This window comes from Chryseobacterium pennae (assembly GCF_003385515.1).
Lineage (GTDB): Bacteria > Bacteroidota > Bacteroidia > Flavobacteriales > Weeksellaceae > Chryseobacterium > Chryseobacterium pennae.
This window is the reverse complement of sequence record NZ_QNVT01000002.1, coordinates 338,792-357,174: the sequence shown is the minus strand read 5'-3', so window position 1 is coordinate 357,174 and position 18,383 is coordinate 338,792. Positions and strand designations below refer to the sequence as shown.

Here is an 18,383-nt window from a genome sequence, read left to right as displayed (position 1 = left end):
ATTTCTACGGATTGACCGATGTCTATTTTATGTTGATCTTTGTGTTGTTAGTAAGAAGGAATTTAAACATTAAAAGAATTTTGAAAAAAAATTAATAACCAGGACGACTCAATTTCAAACTGAAAAAGGCAGCTCCATTGGAACTGCCTTTTGTATGTTTAAACTTGTAACTTTTATTAGATTTTCAAAAGTTCAATGGTTCTCTCCGGACTCTCGGCAGAGAATACTGCATTTCCGGCAACCAAAACATCAGCTCCGGCTTCAAAAAGCTTAGAAGCATTATCAAGATTTACTCCACCATCTACCTGAATAAGTGCAGTAGAGTTGTTGCTCAGGATAAGATCTTTTGTTTCAGCAATTTTTTTGTAGGTGTTCTCAATGAATTTCTGTCCTCCAAATCCTGGATTTACACTCATCAATAATACAAGATCCACATCAGTAATAATGTCTTCAAGCATTAGAACAGGAGTGGAAGGGTTCAAAACAACACCTGCTTTAGCTCCTTTGCTCTGAATATGATGAATGGTTCTGTGAAGGTGAGTACATGCTTCATAATGTACAGATACAAGGTCAGCACCATGGTTGATAAATTCATCAACATATTTTTCGGGTTCTACGATCATCAGGTGAACATCCACGAATTTTTTAGCATGCTGCTGAACGGTTTTCATCACCGGAAAACCAAATGAAATGTTAGGAACAAATCTACCATCCATAACGTCAATATGGAACCAGTCGGCCTGAGAGTTGTTCAGCATTTCAATATCTCTTTGCAGGTTCCCAAAGTCTGCAGATAAAAGGGATGGAGCAATAAGCTTCGTTTTCATTTTTACTTTTTATACTTTTACTTAGATTTCTCTCTCTTAAAATGGATTATCAACCAGAATATGATACAGGAAAATACTTCCAAATATCATTGTTTCTATGATAGTCAATTTGATGTGATTAATTTTAATGACCAACAATCTATCAATTATAAATAATCCTAAAGGCACGAAGCTGACAATGAATAACATTTCAAGAATCATGTTGTATGGTGATCCTATTTTGGGCGGATCAAATAATTTATATACAGTTAAAAAAGCTACATAAAGAAAAAAAAGAGCAGTTAAAACTGATATAAAAGTTGGTTTTCGGATTAAATGATAAAAGAAAACTTTCATCTTAATGATACTTCAGCTTCATTTCCGGTTTAATCTTCAGAATTGTTTCGTAGATCAGCTTAATAACATTTCCTACGTCTTCTTTAGATACCATTTCTACCGTTGTATGCATATAACGCAAAGGTAAAGAAATTAATGCACTTGGTACACCGCCGTTGGAATGTGCAAAAGCATCAGTATCTGTCCCTGTAGCTCTGCTGGCTGCTGCTCTCTGATAAGGAATTTTCTTTGTTTTTGCTGTGTCAATAATCAGTTCTCTGATGGTATGGTGAACACTTGGAGCAAAGAATACTACCGGTCCTGCACCACATTTCTGATCTCCTTCTTTTTTCTTTTCGATCATTGGAGTAGTGGTATCGTGCGTTACATCAGTTACAATGGCAATATTAGGTTTAATGGTGTCGGCAATCATATCAGCGCCGTATAAACCAACCTCTTCCTGTACGGAATTGGTGATATAAAGACCGAATGGGATCGTTTTTTTATTTTCTTTTAAAAGCCTTGCCACTTCAGCAATCATGAAACCTCCGATTCTGTTGTCAAGAGCTCTGCAGACAAAATACCTGTCATTCATTTCGAAGAACTCATCGGGGTAGGTAATCATGCATCCAACAAAAATTCCCATGTCTTCCACTTCTTTTTTAGAAGTAGCTCCACAGTCGATGAAGATATTTTCAATTTTTGGAGTGGGTTCATTCTGGTTTGTTCTCGTATGGATAGCCGGCCATCCGAAAACACCTTTTACAATCCCGTTTTCTCCGTGAATGTGTACTACTTTTGATGGAGCGATCGTCTGATCTGAGCCTCCGTTTCTGATTACATAAATCAGTCCGTCATCTGTGATATAATTAACATACCACGAGATTTCATCCGCATGAGCTTCAATCACTACTTTAAATTCAGCCTCAGGATTAATGATTCCATAGCATGTTCCGTAATGATCCACTTCAATCTTGTCTACATAAGGTCTGATATAGTCCATCCAAACCTCTTGTCCCTTGTGTTCGTAACCTGTTGGAGATGAAGTGTTTAAATATTTCTCTAAAAATTTTAAAGATTTCTTTTCAAATTTCATAAAAAGGAATGATTTTTGCGTTTAATTTTTGTTATTATAAGTGTAAAAATAATGAATTTTAGTAAGATTGTCTGTCTTTTTATGTTCTTTTTTGGAGTCAGTGTTTTTGGACAGAACGATACTGTGGTGGCAAAACCACTGAATCAATACCCCGCTGAATCTTTGAAAGTAGATGAATTTGGTAATAAATATTATTACGACGAGCAGCAGAAAGTCAAGATCTATGAAGTGAACGGAGAGCCTGTGGTAGTAATGGATGAATTGGTTTTGGTTAATAAGCCGAGGTTTAATAATCAGTTGGATAAGAATTACTACTATTTCTTAAATAAGAAGTTATACAGAGTATATCCGCTATTTGTAACCGCTTTGCAGCAGTACAGAGACATTCAGGTAGACATGAATGATATGGATAATAAAGCCAAGAGAAAGTTTGTAAGAGAAAGACAAAATATGCTTGCCGATCAATATGAAAAACAGTTGAGAGATCTTACCACTACCGAAGGGCAGGTTTTTGCAAAGTTGATGAATAGAGCAACCGGTAAAAATGTATACGAAATCATTAAAGAGATGCGAGGCGGGTTTAGTGCCTTTTGGTGGAACCTGAAAGGGAAAATGGCTGATATTGATTTAAAAGAGCGATATGATCCCCATAAAAACAGAACAGACGAATTTGTAGAGTCATTACTGCAGTCTAACTGGAATTCAGGATATCTGAAACCTTATCCGGGTGCAACTGATTTTAAAGTAAAGAAATAATAATATAAAAAATTCCTGTAAGCTCACTTACAGGAATTTTTCTTTTAATTTATCAAATACGATTTTATCAATAGGAAGGGGGAAAGGGTTATCAGGCCTGTCAATATCCATCCATTCCGTTTTTTCAATACAAGGATCCATAATAAGGAATTCGTTCTCGTCCACAATGTTTACAATATAATATATGGTAAGAAGCTGTTCGTTTTCTCTGAAACGGGAAACAAGAAAGTTTTCCTGAGTATAGAAGTGTTCTACAATATCTACTTTCACATTCAGTTCTTCATCAAATTCACGATGGAGACATTCTAATGTTCCTTCACCATATTCCAATCCGCCACCCGGAAATTTCACTAAAGGTTCGCCGGCATATTCTTCAAATAAAGTGAGTACTTTCTTATCTTTTACTGCACAGCCATACACTCTAATGTTGATCTTGTCTATCATATATATAATGTATAATATTTTGTATAGCTAAGGTAAGGAATTTTTATGAGGCATATATTGATGAAAGGATGAAAATGTAATTTCACTGGTATGCATTTTTACTTGATTAAAGCTTGATTGCATTAATCATTTCCCTTTTCCCTGGAGGTCCTTGTTTCTTCTCGACCTGAAAGTTCAGCTCCTGAAGGATTCGCCTCACACTTCCTTTAGAAGAGTAGGTTGTTAATAATCCGTTAATGGCCATTTTGTCAGCTACTAACTCGAAAAGTGGTTTTTCCCAAAGATCCGGCTGTACTCTTGCTCCGAAACAGTCGAAATAAACAAGGTTGATTTCAGGCAGATTAATGTTCTTCAGATCAAAAAAGTCACATTCTATCTTTTTAAGGTTGAATCCACTAATGATTTCTACTGACTTTTCCCAATCTGCCAGATGAATTTTCTGATAAATATTTTTAAACTCAGGGTTATCAAAAAGTTCAAAGTAGGCTAAATCATTAACTTCAGATTCATTTATGGGATATTTTTCGAGCGAAAAATAATTAATGACATGATTTTTGTCAGTTTTTAAATATTCATTAATTGTCACTAAAACATTCAAACCTGTTCCAAAACCTAGTTCTAAAATATTAATTTCGCAATTATTTATTAAGTTTAATCCATTTTTAATAAACACATGTTCTGCTTCCTGAAGAGCACCATGATGAGAATGATAATTTTCATTTAAATCATTGATAAACAGTGTTTTACTTCCGTCGTTTGTTGTCTTAATTTCTCTTTTCAAGCTAATTTTTTGTCAAATTTACTCTAAAATTTTTATATTTAGAAAATTATGTTAAATTTGTAGAACATCGTAAAAATTTTAAAAAATGATAATTCAAAAAACTGAAAACTCCAGAATTTCTACATTTGACCCTAACAATTTTTCATTTGGTGGTACCTTTATAGATCATATGATTATATGTGAGTATGAAAATGGAAAATGGGGTGATGTGAAACTAGTTCCTTACGGTCCAATACCATTTACACCTGCCATGATGGGCGTAAACTATGGACAAGCTTGTTTTGAAGGTATGAAAGCCTATAAAGACAAAGATGGACAGGTTTTCCTTTTCAGGCCTGAAAAGAATTTTGAACGTATCAACAAGTCAGCGAAGCGTCTTGCTATGCCTGAGGTGACTGAGGAAATGTTTTTAGACGGATTAAAAGCATTAGTAGATATCGACAGAGACTGGATCCCTCAGGGAGAAGGTATGTCTTTGTATATCAGACCATTAATTTTCGCAACAGAGGAAGCTTTGAAAGCAAGAGTTTCTGAAAAATATATGTTTGCTATCGTAGCAACACCAGCAAAGAGCTATTATTCAGAACCGGTTTCTGTAAAAATTTCTGATCACTATTCAAGAGCAGCAAACGGTGGAGTAGGTTCTGCTAAAGCAGCGGGGAACTATGCCGCTTCTTTCTATCCAACTCAATTAGCTATTGAAGAAGGTTATGAGCAAATCATCTGGACTGATGATGCAACGCATGAGTATTTCGAAGAAAGTGGTACTATGAATGTATTTGTTAGAATCAACGATACAATCTATACACCACCTACATCTGAGAAAATCCTTGACGGAGTTACAAGAGACAGCTTCCTTCAATTAGCTAAGAAAAGAGGAATCGAAGTTAAAGTTGAGCCAATCCCGGTAAAAACCGTCATTGAAGCTTTGAAAAACGGAGAGCTTAAAGAAGTATGGGGAGTAGGTACAGCAGTGGTAACCACTCAATTCCAGGCTTTAGGATATGAGGGTGAAAAATTAGCACTTCCAAGATTATCAGATGAAGAAAGCTATGCAGCGATCCTTAAGAAAGATTTAGTAGACCTTCAAAATAATCTTGCTGAAGATCCATTCGGATGGAGAGTGGTTGTAGACCATGCTCTTGAAACAGTTTAAAAGTATTTAAATACATTATAATAAGCCGGGAATCACCCGGCTTTTTTTATTATTCTATAGATTTAATTCACACAAATTAAGAAACTGGAGTATATGTAGGTAGATTTTAACCACAGATGACGTAGATTTGCACAGATGTTTATATGTAATCACTGCTCATAAATTGAGTGAGATCTGGCCCAACCAAAGAAATCTTTCATTTTTTAAACTTAAGTGCTCTTGCCCACGTTATACTTTTAATTTATAAGACTTAAGTGTCTAAAAACTTTTGTATCTTTTGTGATTGGATTTTAATCATAAATAGCAATGGAGGTTTTTATATAATTTACATTAATGGTTTAAAGCTTTTGTAATTGATTCACAAAATGTGTATTTTCGCAAAAGTTTATGAAAAAAATACTCTTCATATCAGCCATAAGCCTGTTGAGCTGTAATAGAAATGTACAGACGGCACATCCTCCGGTAGGAGGTGTTTTGAGCCAGAAAGATCTGGATGTTTCTAAGAACAGAATGAAAAATCTGAATACCATTGAAAGAGGACATATTCAGGATTGGATTAGTGGACAAACGATAAAATTTTATCCTACACAGCTTAATTATTGGGTAACGGTTGATGGTTTTGATTATAGAGAAAGAAGAGCAGATAATACTCTGATTTCCTATTCTTATGAACTGTATGATTTTGATGAGACCAAAATTTATGATCAGCCTTTTGAAAGAAGAGATGCCAAATTCGGGCATTTTGATGAACTGAAAGCGGTGGAAAATGCTTTGCGTTTTATACATGATGGAGAGGAAGTGACGCTTTTGGTGCCGTCTTCTTTGGCTTATGGAACTTTTGGAGACGAAAAGAAAATAGACAACGATATACCATTAATCATAAAATTAAAAGCTTTATAATACATGAAATTGTTTAACAAGAATATAATTCTGGCAGCGGCAAGTGTTTCGCTGATGAGTTGTACCCCAATTTATAAAAAAATGAACGTAGACAAAGAAACTTACGAAGGTCTTAATGACGGGCTTTATGCCAATCTTCAAACTACAAAAGGTAACCTGATTGTGAAGTTTGAGGACAAGAAAGCACCAGTAACTGTAGCCAACTTTATCGGTCTTGCAGAAGGGAAAATCGACAACAAAGCTAAGGCTAAGGGAGTTCCTTATTATGACGGAACTATTTTCCACAGAGTAATCAAAGATTTCATGATCCAGGGAGGTGATCCTCAGGGAACAGGGATGGGAGATCCTGGATATAAATTTGAAGATGAAAGAAACGATCTTAAACATACAGGAAAAGGTATTCTTTCTATGGCGAACTCAGGGCCAAATACAAACGGTTCTCAGTTTTTCATCACTGAAGTAGCTACTCCTTGGTTAGACGGAAGACACACGATCTTCGGAAAAGTGGTAAAAGGTAATGATGTAATTGACACTATTGCTAATGTTGAAAAAGGAGCTCAGGATAAGCCTAAAACAGATATCGTTTTAGAAAAAGTTTCTATCTTCGGTAAAGGTGACGAGTATAAAAATTACGATGCAGCTAAAACTTTCAACGAGGGAAAGGCTAAAATCGCAGAAAATAACAAAGCTTTCATTGCTAAAGAAGAAGCGGAAAAAAAGAAAAAAGAAGAAGAGTTCAAAGCAAACCAGGAAAAATTAGTTGAAAACCTAAAAGCCGGAATGCAAAAAACTGAATCAGGTCTTTACTATAAAATCACTAAAACTGCCGATGGTAAAGCACCAAAGGTAGGTGATAACGTTTCTGTACACTATGCAGGAAAATTAGTAGACGGAACTGAATTCGATTCTTCATTTAAGAGAAACGAACCTATTGATATTCCAATCGGAATGGGGAGAGTAATCAAAGGATGGGATGAAGGAATCCTATTATTGAAAGAAGGTGAAACTGCTACTTTATTGATCCCGCCAGCAATGGCTTATGGAGAAAGAGGGGCAGGAGGAGTTATTCCGCCAAACTCTTGGTTAGTTTTCGATGTTGAGCTTGTAAAAGTAAAATAATTGAATCTTTAAAGATATGAGAGCCGCCCCGAAAAGGGCGGCTTTTTTGTTTATATTAATGAGATGGTTTTGTCTGCACTCTGAAAATGACTACTTTAGTAAAAACTGTTTCATGAAAAAAATCTTCTATACTCTTTTTATATTTTCCAATCTTAGTCTTATTGCCCAAGGGAAGAAGTTCTTTGAGAATGGTGATGTTCAGCTAAAATCGACAGTTGAAAAAATCAATTTAAAATATTCCACAGATTTACCTTTTGTAAAAGTAAGCATTAATGGAAAAATATATAATTTTCTTTTAGATACCGGAGCTCCAACTGTTATTTCTACGGCAGTTTATACAGATCTGGGTCTTGAGAAGAAATATAAAAGCAGTGTGAAAGATTCGCAGAAAAATAAGCAGGATCAGATATTTACGGTATTACCTGAAATGATTGTAGACCAGCTGGTTTTTAAAAATATTGGAGTCATGGTAATGGATCTTACGGCAACTGAATTCGAATGCTTTAAAGTGGATGGAATTCTTGGTTCTAATCAGATGGCTAAACTTTTCTGGAGGATAAACTATGATGAAAATTCATTGGAAGCAACTCGGGATCTTTCAAGATTTGATCTTACAGGTTATGATATTATAATTCCTTTTGATGTAAAAGATCAGAAAACACCTATTATAAAAGCCAGTATTCTTGATCAGAAAATAAATTTCACATTTGATACCGGATCTTCAGGAAATATAAAAATTACCAATAATAATTACAATTCCAAAAAAGTAACAGAGAAAATAGATGTTTACGGAAACAGTTCTGTAGGGGCGTTTGGGGCTGGAAATCCTGTGTCCGGATATATTTTTAAGGCTTCTAATATCGCTGTGGGAAATAAAACGTTTAACAAGGCAATGGTAGCAACAGGGAGTTCAAACTTAATAGGAAATGATTTTTTAAAAAACTTTGTATTTGTTCTGGATTGGGAAGGCCGTAAGATTTATATGAAGCAAATTAAAGAAGCTTCTTACAAATTGGAATCCTTTGGTTTTGGGTATCGTTTTATAGACTCTAAACCTACTGTTGTCTATGTATTACAGGAAGAAAATTTCCCTTTAATGGTAGGAGATTCTATCATTAGTATTAATAATATAAACCTTGATAATCTTGACAAAGAAGGCGTTTGTCATTATTTTCTGAACAGGGTAGAAAAGGATGTTACTGCTATTGATATGAAAATAAAGAGAGGCGGAGTTGTAATGAGTGTGAACCTTAAAAAGAAAATGTATTTAAAGGCTGATTCCTAGATCTGTATGAAATGAAATACTGTGGAAATACGGGTTTTCTATGAAAGTAAATTATTCCTATCTTTATCCCTCACCAATGAATAAAAATAAAAAATATGTTTGATCTTAATTACGATTTAATAAAACAGGAAATAGAGGCTGAAGTTTGTAAAGAACATAACTTACATCCGGAATTTGTAAAAACAGATGACGGATTTGGAATCAAGGCATGCTGCCAGCCCTTTCATGCAGAATTAGTAGCAAAATCTGAAAAAATGGTTGAAGAGGAAACTACTCAGTTCCTTGAGAAGATGATGAAAGATATCTTTAAAGAATAACTTATAAAACTGTATAGAAAAAACCGCCCCAGAAGGGCGGTTTTTCAGTAAAAGAGTGAAATAAAAGTTATATGTTTCTACCGGATCTTTTATTCATTCCTGTCCCCGCAAGGGAACTAATGAATACAAGACCAAAGCCGATATAAGCGGCAAAGGCGGTCAGATATACTATTAAGCTGTTTAAACTTGGTTTTGAACTGTATACCAGTACAGAAAAGGCAGCAAAACTTAAAACCAATAACAGGCTCCAGATATGCATTTTTGCAGCGTCTTCATTTCTCTTAAAAATCATTTCAAAAAAGGCTCTCATCATTACTAACATTTTAAGGGTTATACTTTAATTAATTGAGAATAAATCAGGTATAAATCATCACGGTAAAAAGAAAGGCATATTTCTTTACTGGGCTAAGGTTCGCGATGACTTTGCCGTTTTATTCAATATTATGATACCGGGCTTTAAAGTCCGGGTTTAATAATCATTTTTGAATCAATAAATGACTCACGGGTTTATTGTTGATACCAGTTAGATACGGCGCATAACTCTGCTGTGAAAAATCGGCCAGAGGGCTAATTCATCACGTTCCCGTATCTTTTACGGCATCGTAGAAAAAAAAGGATTCATAAGATATGAACTTTGAATCAGTGGAAAACTGAAAATCCACAGAAAACCTTTTTTCTCATCCTTAGTGTTTTTTTAATTTTTTCTCACAAAAGGACATGCCAATTTCATGCCAAAGTGATAATTCTACGATTAACAGTTGGAATTATTTTGTTTTATTTTGTTGTTCTTCAATGTTTTATATTGTTTATTTCCTTAAACAAAGAAAAAATAGATTTTGAATGTAAAATTCTTAGATCTAGGTTTTAGCTAAAGTCAATGAAATTTAATGTATAAAATATGAACGGATTAAAATCTGTTTCTATTGAATTTTTAGAGCACAGTTTTTAGGCCTCGTCACTGGGATAATTGTAAAAAAGTTTAATTTTGGAAAAGTGAACAAAGATAGCTTAAAAGATAATATTGAGATTTGTATTGTTAATCTTCAACGATTGGCAAAGATGAATTGTTGGAATAAGATATCTCCTGATTTTGTTTTTATAGTGTCTGATTTCAATGAGTTTGAAAGGCCAAAATTTTTTGAACAAAGGAAAGCCCGGAATAAAATAAATAAACATAAAGATGTACTAGGATTAGATTCAGTAATTGAAATTTTAACCAATGAGTATCATGATCTTTATGATATTACATTATATATCTTCAAAGCGGGCCGAAAAGAAACTGTAATTGAAATTCAATATTACAGGAAATCGAATTTTGAACCTGATTATTTTGCTATAGTGAAAAAAGAACCACCTATGTTTCATTCAAAAATTTCGCTTCCTAATTATGTAGTAAAAGGAAGAAAGTTTGATGTCAATTGGGAATTAGGTGGAATAAGAGATTCCTGGAATTATTTTCTACATCAAATTAAGCACAAAATAAATACTTTCTGTGGCTAGACCCTTACATTAAATAATATTTAGTTTGTCATCCCGTAAAAATCCAGACCATAATTTTTAAAAGCTTTATTTGGATTTCTAAGGAATAACAAAGCACCATTAAATTTTTAAAGCGAAAACTTTCTAAAATCTATTCAGTGTCCTCTTCTTACATAATCATTTCTGAGATTTATGTTTTTAAAGTAATAAAAGAAACCCCCATCAAATCTTATAGAATTTAATGGGGAGTTAATTTATATCAAGCTAGTATTTCATTACCAGTTCTTATCAATCATATAAATAATATGGGTCATAGCTACAGCGCCTAATAAAAGCTCTCTTCTATTAACTTTTTCAAAAGTGTCTTCTTCTGTGTGGTGAATATCAAAGTAACGCTGAGAATCGGGCATCAGCTCAGCTGCGGGAATTCCCATATCATGAAGCGGGTAGAGGTCTGTTCCGGAAAACTTTTCTTCGAAATTATACACTCCATAAGGCAGGAATAGTTTGGACCAGCCTTGGATCTGTTTTCTTTTGGTATCATCCATATCCAGTGCGATCCCTCTCGGAGCAAAACCTCCGGCATCGGATTCTATGGCAAAAAGATGTTTTTCATTCTTTTCTTTTACTGTTTTTCCATATTGAATACCACCTTTTACCCCATTTTCTTCATTGGCAAAGCAAACAACTCTGATCGTATGGTTATTCTGTATTCCCAATTTTTTGAATGTTCTCAGAACTTCAATGCTCTGAACAATTCCGGCTCCATCATCATGAGCGCCTTCTCCTACATCCCAGGAATCAAGATGACCACCTACTACAATTACACTTTGGTCTTTTTTACCTGTAATTTCACCAATCACGGAGTGGGAGAGTTTCTCACCTTTCATTCCACAATTGGAGTTCAGTTTTGCTGTAATTTTCTGACTCTTTAATAAAGTTTCCAACTCGTCTGCAGTAGTACTTCCGACAGCTACAGCGGGTATTTTAGAAACGTTTTCTTCATAACGCATGGCTCCTGTATGAGGAACATCGTCGAAAGCTGAGGAAAGAGAACGGATGATGGCAAATTTTCCTCCTTTTTTAGCGGCTAAAGATGCTGCTGTTGTTCTGTACTTGGCTGCATCACCATAACCTTTAAAAGTTTCTATGAATGATTGTTTGAAAGCGTAATTGAAGAACAGTATTTTATCTTTTACCTGTTCCGGTGTAAGATTATTGTATTCATCCATAGATTTCACCATGATAATTTCTCCTGAAATATCTTTTCCACCTGTTCCTTCGGAGTTCCCGAGAGAAAGCATTTTAAGACTTTTCCAGCCTCCGCCGGAGGTTTTAATGTGTAGGGATTCTTTTCCTCTCACCCAAACCGGGATCATCACTTCCTGAAGCCATACTTTATCTGCTCCTGCTTCACGAAGTTTTTGTGCGGCCCATTGTACAGATTTTTCATAAGCTTCAGATCCGCTTAAACGGTGGCCAATATTTTTAGTGAGTTCGCGAAGATCACTGTATCCTTTTCCGTTATTTAAAACTTCAAGGGAGATCTTGCTAAATTGTATTGAGTCTTCTTTGGCCTGGCCAAAAACTGCCAATCCTAAAAACAATAATGAGGTTCCTAATATCTTTTTCATTGTTACCAATTTTTATCAATCATATAAATAAGTTGTGTCATCACCGTTGAACCGAGAAGTAATTCTCTGCGGTTGACTTTTTCAAAAGTATCTTCTGCTGTATGGTGAATATCAAAATACCTTTGTGGCTCCGGAACGAGTTCTGCTGTAGGAACACCCATTTCATGGAGAGGAGCGACATCTGAACCTGAATATTTTCCTTCGAAATTATAAACGCCATAAGGTAAAAACAGATTTACCCAGCTTTTGATCTGATTTCTTTTCGCGTCATCCATTTCCAGAGAAATTCCGCGGGGAGAAAAGCCTCCTGCATCAGATTCTATGGCAAAGAGATGCTTTTCATGGTTATCCTTTGCTGTTTTTCCGTATTGCTTTCCGCCTTTGGTTCCGTTTTCTTCGTTAGCAAAACAGACCGCTCTGATGGTATGGTTATTCTGTATTCCTAATTTTTTGAATGTTCTCAAGACTTCAATGCTCTGAACAATTCCGGAGCCGTCATCATGGGCGCCTTCACCTACATCCCAGGAATCAAGATGCCCACCTACTACGATTACATTTTGATCTTTTTTACCCGTAATTTCACCAATAACTGAATGGGATAGCTTTTCCTCCTTCATACCACAATTGGAATTGAGTTTTGCAGTGACGTTCTGATTTTTTAATAAAGCCTCGAGTTCATCTGCTGTCGTATTTCCGATAGTAACAGCCGGAATTTTGACAATATTCTCTTCATATCGCATGTTTCCTGTATGCGGAATATCGTCAAAAGCTGAAGAAAGAGATCTGATGATTGCAAATTTTCCACCTTTCTTTGCGGTTAAAGAAGCTGCGGTGCGTCTGTAGGCTCCTGACTCTCTATAGGAAATAAAAGTCTGTACATTTCCCTGATTAAAAGGATAATTAAAGAAAACAATCTTATCTTTTACCTTTTCAGCAGGGAGTTTATCATATTCTTCCAGGGATTTAACCATGATGATATCCCCTGAAACATCTTTTCCGGCTGTTCCTTCGGAGTTCCCAAGAGAAAGCATTTTAAGACTTTTCCAGCTTCCGCCGGAGGTTTTGATGTATAGGGATTCTTTTCCTCTTACCCAAACCGGGATCATCACTTCCTGAAGCCATACTTTATCTGCTCCGGCATCACGAAGTTTTTGTGCTGCCCATTGCACAGATTTTTCATAGGCTTCTGAACCACTTAACCGGTGACCGATATTTTTAGTGAGTTCCCGAAGTTCTTCATATCCTTTTCCGTTATTTAAAATTTCAGTGGAAATTTTATTGAATTGTATGGAATCTTCTTTAGCCTGGGCTGATATGAAGGCTGTTCCTAAAGTTAATAATGAGATTGTGATTGTCTTTTTCATATTACCAGTTTTTATCAACCATAAAAATCATTTGTGTTATGGCAACCGCTCCGAGAAGAAGTTCTCTTTTGTTTACTTTATCAAAAGTATCCTGTTCGGAATGATGATAATCGAAATATCTTTGGGTGTCTACCACAAGTTCAGCTAAAGGAATATCCAGTTTTTTTAAAGGAGAAATGTCCTGAATAGCATCTGTCTGATCGAAATCATAAATGCCATAAGGAAGAAAATATTCTTTCCAGGGAGAAACTAATCTTCTTCTCTGGGGAGACATATCCAAAGAAAATCCTCGCGGAGAATAGCCTCCTGCATCTGTCCCCAGTGCAAAGATGTGTTTTTCATCTTTCTTTTTCACATAAGCTGCATACATTTCGCGGCCTTGCCCTCCGTTTTCACTGTTGGCATACAGGACTACGCGAATGGTGTGATTATTTTCATATCCGAGTGCCTTCAGTGTTCTTAATACTTCGATACACTGAGCGACTCCTGTTCCATCATCAATTGCTCCTTCTCCAATATCCCATGAATCAAGCTGTGCTCCCAGAACAATTACTTTGGAATCTTTATTGCCATGAATTTCAGCTATAATATTAGGATTGGTTGTATTGCCTTTTGATTCGGCAGTCATGTTGATTTTAGCCGTTACTTTTTGCTTTTTTAATGTTTTTTCAAGTTCATCTGCTGATCTTACGCCTATTGATAAAGCTGGAATTTTAACTTTATCATCTGGTTCGTAGTAAATCATTTTGGCATGCGGCGTATCATCGCTAGCTGTTGTTAGTGATCTTATGATTAAAGCTTTTGCACCGGTTTTAGCAATAACGGAAGCAGAAATTAATTTTGATTTAGCGGTCTGTAAATAAGAATCACTGGTGTTGATGATTTTCGGGTCCATAGGAACATTTACGAAGACTATTTTGTCTTTTAGCTGGCCTATTGACATTGCATTAAGCTCTGAAGTGGAATTGATTAAAACAATTTCACCTGTCAGATCTTTTCCTCCGGTTCCTTCAGAGTTTCCGAAAGAAAGCATTCTGAGGCTTTTCCATTCACCATTTTCTGCTTTTATCTGTAAAGACTCTTTCCCTCTGATCCAGATTGGAGCTTTGGCTTCCTGTCTCCAGATCATATTAATGCCAATTTCCTTGAACTTTTTTTCAGCCCATTCTACTGCTTTTGTGTACCCGGGGGTTGCACTGAAACGTGGTCCTATACCTTTTGTGAGTTCTCCAAGATTTTCATAAGCTCTGCCGTTGGTCATGATCTCATCTGAGATCTTTTTGAATTCATCATGGTAATTTAATTTTACAGGAATTGCTGTTCTGCCGGCAGGCTTTTTCTGGACTTTTTTTTGAGAAAATAAAAATCCACTCAAAAAGAGTGGAAGTATAATGAATATTTTTTTCATTTTTTATTTACCTTTCTTTTTCCAATGATAAAAGTAGGAAAAAAATAGGAATTTATTAAGGTTTCATATCGTACATTAACAGTGCTGTAATCAATTTTGGCTCAATGAATGTACATTTTGGAGGCATACTTAATTTTAAGTCTGAAATTTTAATCATGTCATTAAAACTTACAGGATAAATACCAAAGCCTGCAACTCCTTCTTTTTCATCTATCTTTTCTTTTAAGATATTGATTCCATTGATGTTGGATGTTCCTTTTACATAAGAGATCAAATCAGAACTGTCCGGATCTTCTATTTTTAGAATACCTTTGAAAATGTATTTGTCCAACAAGTGGTGATCAAGGTTTTCCAGAGACATTTCCTTGGAACGAAGGTCGTGTTTCACATGAAGGGAATAAAATTTACCATCCAGATACATGGAGATGTGGAATTTCTGAGAAGGGAAATAAGGGGTCTGACCTTTTTCGTGAATCAGGAAATACTGATCAAGTTCTTTTAAGAACTGTTCGCTGGAAAGGCCGTTCAGATCATGAAGAATTCTGTTGTAATCATGAATCTTAATTGATTGATTGGAAACGATAAAGCTATACACAAAGTTATAAAGCTCTGTACCGTTGTGCCTTTTGTTTTTCTCCTTATGTTTCTTTGCATTTAATGCAGTAGAACCAATTCTGTGGTGTCCGTCAGCAATATAGAAGGAATCAATCTGGTCGATTACTTCTTTAAACTGCTGAAGCTTCAGACGGTTATCTATTCTCCAGATCTTATGTCTGATTCCAATGGTATCTACATGATTGAAAATCGGAACATTCTTTTCCTCATGATTCATCAGCAACTCAATTTTCGAGTTGGCAGGGTAGGTAAGAAGTACCGGTTCAGCCTGAAGATTTACTTTTTCAAGGTAATGAGCCAGTTTTTCTTTTTTCTGGGGAATGGTACTTTCGTGCCTTTTGATTTTTCCGTTCCAGAAATCTTCAATACTTGCCAGACCTAGAAGCCCTCTAAAAATTTGCTTGTTAGGATATATTTGTTCGTAAAGATAATAGGCAGAATTATCCTGAACGAGTTTCTTTTCGTCCAGAAGTTCTTCAAATGTGGAACGGATCTTTCTCAGGTTCCGGTCAACATCTTTAGATTTACTTACAACATATGGTTTTATCATGTTGATGTAAGTATTTTCAACTTGTGCTTTTTCTGCTATTTCTTCCTGGGTAAAATTATCCAGTGGATGGGTAGGGAAAGTATCCTCAAAATCTCTGTGAGGTCTTATTCCACGGAAAGGTTTAAAAACAGGCATATTTATCTTATAGTTTCTTTTTGTAGCTTAATAATTTGTTCTGCAAGTTCGATACCGATTTTCTCTTGCGCATCTACCGTATTTCCGCCTACATGAGGAGAAAGTGATAATGCCGGATTCATCAGTAAAGGAAGTTCAGGATTGGGTTCGCTTTCAAATACATCCAATGCTGCTCCCGCTACTTTTCCGGAATCAATAAAATCAATCAGTGTTACTTCATTCATCACACCGCCTCTTGCAGTATTTACAATATAGACGCCATCCTTCATTTTCTCAAACTGTGGAGTGTCTATAATGTATTCATTCGTTCTCGGAGTATTGATACTGATGAAATCTGCTTCTTTAAGGAAAGCGTCCATGTCATTGGTGGAAGTGATTTCAAAATTCACCGACTGTCCGTCAAAGAAGTTCAGGGTCAGGACTTCTGTTTTCGGGCTTCTTGTCAGCACCTGTATTTTCATTCCTAAGGCAATTCCTATTTTTACAACTTCCTGGCCAATGCTTCCAAAGCCAATTACTCCTAATGTTTTTCCTGAAAGTTCATACGCATTACTGAATGACTTTTTCATGGCGTTGAAATGAGTTTCCCCTTCCAAAGGCATTAGTCTGTTTGATTCGTGAAGGAATCTTGCCAATGAAATAAAGTGCCCGAAAACCAGTTCCGCAACGGATTTTGAAGATGCTGTTGGGGTATTGATGATTTTAATTCCCTTACTTTTTGCATATTCAACGTCTATGTTATCCATTCCGATACCGCCTCTGCCTATAACTTTAAGCCCCGGGCAAGCATCAATCAGATCCTGTCTTACTTTTGTTGCACTCCTTACAAGAAGAACATCTACATTATTATCGTTGATAAAATTAATAACGTGATCCTGAGCCACTCTATTGTCCAGAATATTAATTCCGGCGTCTTTTAAAGCCCGTTCTCCTGCTTTTGAGATTCCATCGTTTGCTAAAACTTTCATGTGTTATTGGATTTAAAGATTGAAAAATTTAGATCTTTCAAAATTTTAAAACTAGGCGCAAATTAAGAAATTTAAATTTGTCGCTTCTAAATCTTTCAATCTTTGAATTTCTTTATGCTTAAATTATTTGATAGATTTCATTACATCCACCAATACCTGGACGCTTTCAATAGGTAAGGCATTGTATAAGCTGGCTCTGTATCCGCCAAGGCTTCTGTGTCCGTTTAATCCACTGATTCCTGCTGCTTTCCATGCATTGTCAAATTCTTCTTTCTTGCTTTCATCTGTAAGCTTGAAAGAAACATTCATTAACGAACGGTCTTCTTTTACGCAGAACGTTTCAAATAATGGGTTGCTGTCGATTTCATCATATAAAAGCTTTGCTTTAGCCTCGTTTCTTTGTTCTGCAGCAGCAATTCCGCCATTATTTTCAAGATACTGAAGCGTAAGTAAAGAAGCGTAGATAGGGAATACCGGTGGAGTATTATACATAGATTCTTTGGAGATATGCTGAGAATAGTCCAGCATAGACAGCATATTTTCTCTTCCTGTTTTGCCAAGAATTTCTTTTTTGATCACTACTAAAGTAACACCTGCAGGTCCCATATTTTTCTGAGCCCCTGCATAGATTAAATCAAATTTAGAAAAATCCAGCTGTCTTGAGAAAATATCAGAACTCATATCGCATACCATCAGAGTGTCTACTTCAGGGAAAGATTTCATCTGAGTTCCATAAATGGTGTTATTGGAAGTACAGTGGAAATAATCGTATTCTGAACCTACTGTATAACCTTTAGGAATAAAAGAATAGTTTTCTTCTTTTGAAGAACCCAATACATCTACTGTTCCTAATTTTTTGGCTTCTTTGATGGCTCCGGCTGCCCATGTTCCTGTGTCCAGGTAAGCCGCTTTTCCGTCTGCTTTCATCAGGTTATAAGGAACCATGGCAAACTGCATGCTTGCGCCACTTCCTAAATAAAGAACCTCATAATCGTCACCAAGGTTCATTAATCTTTTTACAATTGCACGTGCTTCGTCCATTACAGCAACGAAATCCTTGCTTCTGTGCGATATTTCAAGAAGAGATAATCCAATACCGTTAAAATCTAAGATTGCCTGTGCCGATTTTTCGAACACTTCCTGTGGTAAGATACATGGCCCTGCGCTGAAGTTGTGCTTTTTGTTCATATTTTTATTTTTTGGTTGCTTCAGGAAATGGAGTCCTTTAGCTGAA

18 protein-coding genes are annotated in these 18,383 nt (G+C 35.8%); 7 read left to right on the top strand and 11 right to left on the bottom strand.

Going from position 1 to position 18,383, the window contains the following annotated elements:
- Nucleotides 1–176 precede the first annotated feature (176 nt).
- Together rpe and chrP are read right to left on the bottom strand one after the other, a co-directional pair.
- Nucleotides 177–827 (bottom strand): ribulose-phosphate 3-epimerase, encoded by a 651-nt coding sequence (gene rpe, locus DRF65_RS04170; RefSeq protein WP_115968997.1) that lies wholly within the window; start codon nucleotides 825–827, stop codon nucleotides 177–179.
- A 337-nt stretch (nucleotides 828–1,164) separates the two neighbouring features.
- On the bottom strand, nucleotides 1,165–2,238 hold the full coding sequence (gene chrP / locus DRF65_RS04160; protein WP_115968993.1) for a chryseobasin maturation metalloprotease ChrP: 1,074 nt from the start codon (nucleotides 2,236–2,238) through the stop codon (nucleotides 1,165–1,167).
- Between the two features lie 51 nt (nucleotides 2,239–2,289).
- On the opposite strand from chrP, the gene DRF65_RS04155 reads away from it, so the two are divergent.
- Entirely contained in the window at nucleotides 2,290–2,994 is a 705-nt protein-coding gene (locus tag DRF65_RS04155; RefSeq protein ID WP_115968992.1) for a DUF4294 domain-containing protein, read from the top strand.
- A gap of 27 nt (nucleotides 2,995–3,021) precedes the next feature.
- Here DRF65_RS04155 and DRF65_RS04150 read toward each other — a convergent pair whose 3' ends face one another.
- Both DRF65_RS04150 and mnmD read right to left on the bottom strand, forming a co-directional pair.
- Nucleotides 3,022–3,438 carry an NUDIX domain-containing protein gene (locus tag DRF65_RS04150; protein ID WP_115968990.1) on the bottom strand — a complete coding sequence of 139 codons (417 nt, stop codon included), beginning with the start codon at nucleotides 3,436–3,438 and terminating at the stop codon, nucleotides 3,022–3,024.
- A 106-nt stretch (nucleotides 3,439–3,544) separates the two neighbouring features.
- Nucleotides 3,545–4,219, bottom strand: a complete 675-nt coding sequence (gene mnmD, locus DRF65_RS04145) for a tRNA (5-methylaminomethyl-2-thiouridine)(34)-methyltransferase MnmD (protein WP_115968988.1) — start codon at nucleotides 4,217–4,219, stop codon at nucleotides 3,545–3,547.
- A gap of 85 nt (nucleotides 4,220–4,304) precedes the next feature.
- On the opposite strand from mnmD, the gene DRF65_RS04140 reads away from it, so the two are divergent.
- The 5 genes from DRF65_RS04140 to DRF65_RS04120 all read left to right on the top strand — a co-directional run bounded on the left by DRF65_RS04140 (nucleotide 4,305) and on the right by DRF65_RS04120 (nucleotide 8,996).
- Nucleotides 4,305–5,375 (top strand): branched-chain amino acid aminotransferase, encoded by a 1,071-nt coding sequence (locus DRF65_RS04140; protein ID WP_115968986.1) that lies wholly within the window; start codon nucleotides 4,305–4,307, stop codon nucleotides 5,373–5,375.
- Between the two features lie 387 nt (nucleotides 5,376–5,762).
- A complete protein-coding gene (locus DRF65_RS04135; protein ID WP_115968984.1) occupies nucleotides 5,763–6,275 on the top strand; it encodes an FKBP-type peptidyl-prolyl cis-trans isomerase in 513 nt (170 codons plus the stop codon).
- Between the two features lie 81 nt (nucleotides 6,276–6,356).
- A complete protein-coding gene (locus DRF65_RS04130; protein ID WP_228438523.1) occupies nucleotides 6,357–7,394 on the top strand; it encodes a peptidylprolyl isomerase in 1,038 nt (345 codons plus the stop codon).
- A gap of 112 nt (nucleotides 7,395–7,506) precedes the next feature.
- Nucleotides 7,507–8,679, top strand: a complete 1,173-nt coding sequence (locus tag DRF65_RS04125) for an aspartyl protease family protein (RefSeq protein ID WP_165852166.1) — start codon at nucleotides 7,507–7,509, stop codon at nucleotides 8,677–8,679.
- Nucleotides 8,680–8,774: 95 nt separating this feature from the next.
- On the top strand, nucleotides 8,775–8,996 hold the full coding sequence (locus tag DRF65_RS04120; RefSeq protein ID WP_045496073.1) for a hypothetical protein: 222 nt from the start codon (nucleotides 8,775–8,777) through the stop codon (nucleotides 8,994–8,996).
- 67 nt (nucleotides 8,997–9,063) lie between these two features.
- Here the strand turns inward: DRF65_RS04120 and DRF65_RS04115 are convergent, their stop codons facing one another.
- Nucleotides 9,064–9,309 carry a hypothetical protein gene (locus DRF65_RS04115; protein ID WP_123947268.1) on the bottom strand — a complete coding sequence of 82 codons (246 nt, stop codon included), beginning with the start codon at nucleotides 9,307–9,309 and terminating at the stop codon, nucleotides 9,064–9,066.
- A 680-nt stretch (nucleotides 9,310–9,989) separates the two neighbouring features.
- Between DRF65_RS04115 and DRF65_RS04110 the strand changes: the two genes are divergently transcribed.
- Complete coding sequence (locus tag DRF65_RS04110; RefSeq protein WP_123947267.1) at nucleotides 9,990–10,496, top strand: hypothetical protein; 507 nt, start codon at nucleotides 9,990–9,992, stop codon at nucleotides 10,494–10,496.
- Between the two features lie 254 nt (nucleotides 10,497–10,750).
- On the opposite strand, the gene DRF65_RS04105 is transcribed toward DRF65_RS04110, so the two are convergent.
- The 6 genes from DRF65_RS04105 to serC all read right to left on the bottom strand — a co-directional run bounded on the left by DRF65_RS04105 (nucleotide 10,751) and on the right by serC (nucleotide 18,337).
- Nucleotides 10,751–12,109, bottom strand: a complete 1,359-nt coding sequence (locus tag DRF65_RS04105) for a M20/M25/M40 family metallo-hydrolase (RefSeq protein ID WP_115968977.1) — start codon at nucleotides 12,107–12,109, stop codon at nucleotides 10,751–10,753.
- A gap of 2 nt (nucleotides 12,110–12,111) precedes the next feature.
- Complete coding sequence (locus DRF65_RS04100) at nucleotides 12,112–13,473, bottom strand: M28 family peptidase (RefSeq protein ID WP_115968975.1); 1,362 nt, start codon at nucleotides 13,471–13,473, stop codon at nucleotides 12,112–12,114.
- A 1-nt stretch (nucleotide 13,474) separates the two neighbouring features.
- Nucleotides 13,475–14,881 carry a M28 family peptidase gene (locus tag DRF65_RS04095; RefSeq protein ID WP_115968974.1) on the bottom strand — a complete coding sequence of 469 codons (1,407 nt, stop codon included), beginning with the start codon at nucleotides 14,879–14,881 and terminating at the stop codon, nucleotides 13,475–13,477.
- A 55-nt stretch (nucleotides 14,882–14,936) separates the two neighbouring features.
- Nucleotides 14,937–16,181 (bottom strand): DUF1015 domain-containing protein, encoded by a 1,245-nt coding sequence (locus DRF65_RS04090; RefSeq protein ID WP_115968972.1) that lies wholly within the window; start codon nucleotides 16,179–16,181, stop codon nucleotides 14,937–14,939.
- Nucleotides 16,182–16,183: 2 nt separating this feature from the next.
- Nucleotides 16,184–17,149: a D-2-hydroxyacid dehydrogenase gene (locus tag DRF65_RS04085; protein ID WP_115968970.1), complete on the bottom strand. Its 966-nt coding sequence runs from the start codon at nucleotides 17,147–17,149 to the stop codon at nucleotides 16,184–16,186.
- 123 nt (nucleotides 17,150–17,272) lie between these two features.
- Nucleotides 17,273–18,337 (bottom strand): 3-phosphoserine/phosphohydroxythreonine transaminase, encoded by a 1,065-nt coding sequence (serC, locus tag DRF65_RS04080; RefSeq protein ID WP_115968968.1) that lies wholly within the window; start codon nucleotides 18,335–18,337, stop codon nucleotides 17,273–17,275.
- Nucleotides 18,338–18,383 lie beyond the last annotated feature (46 nt).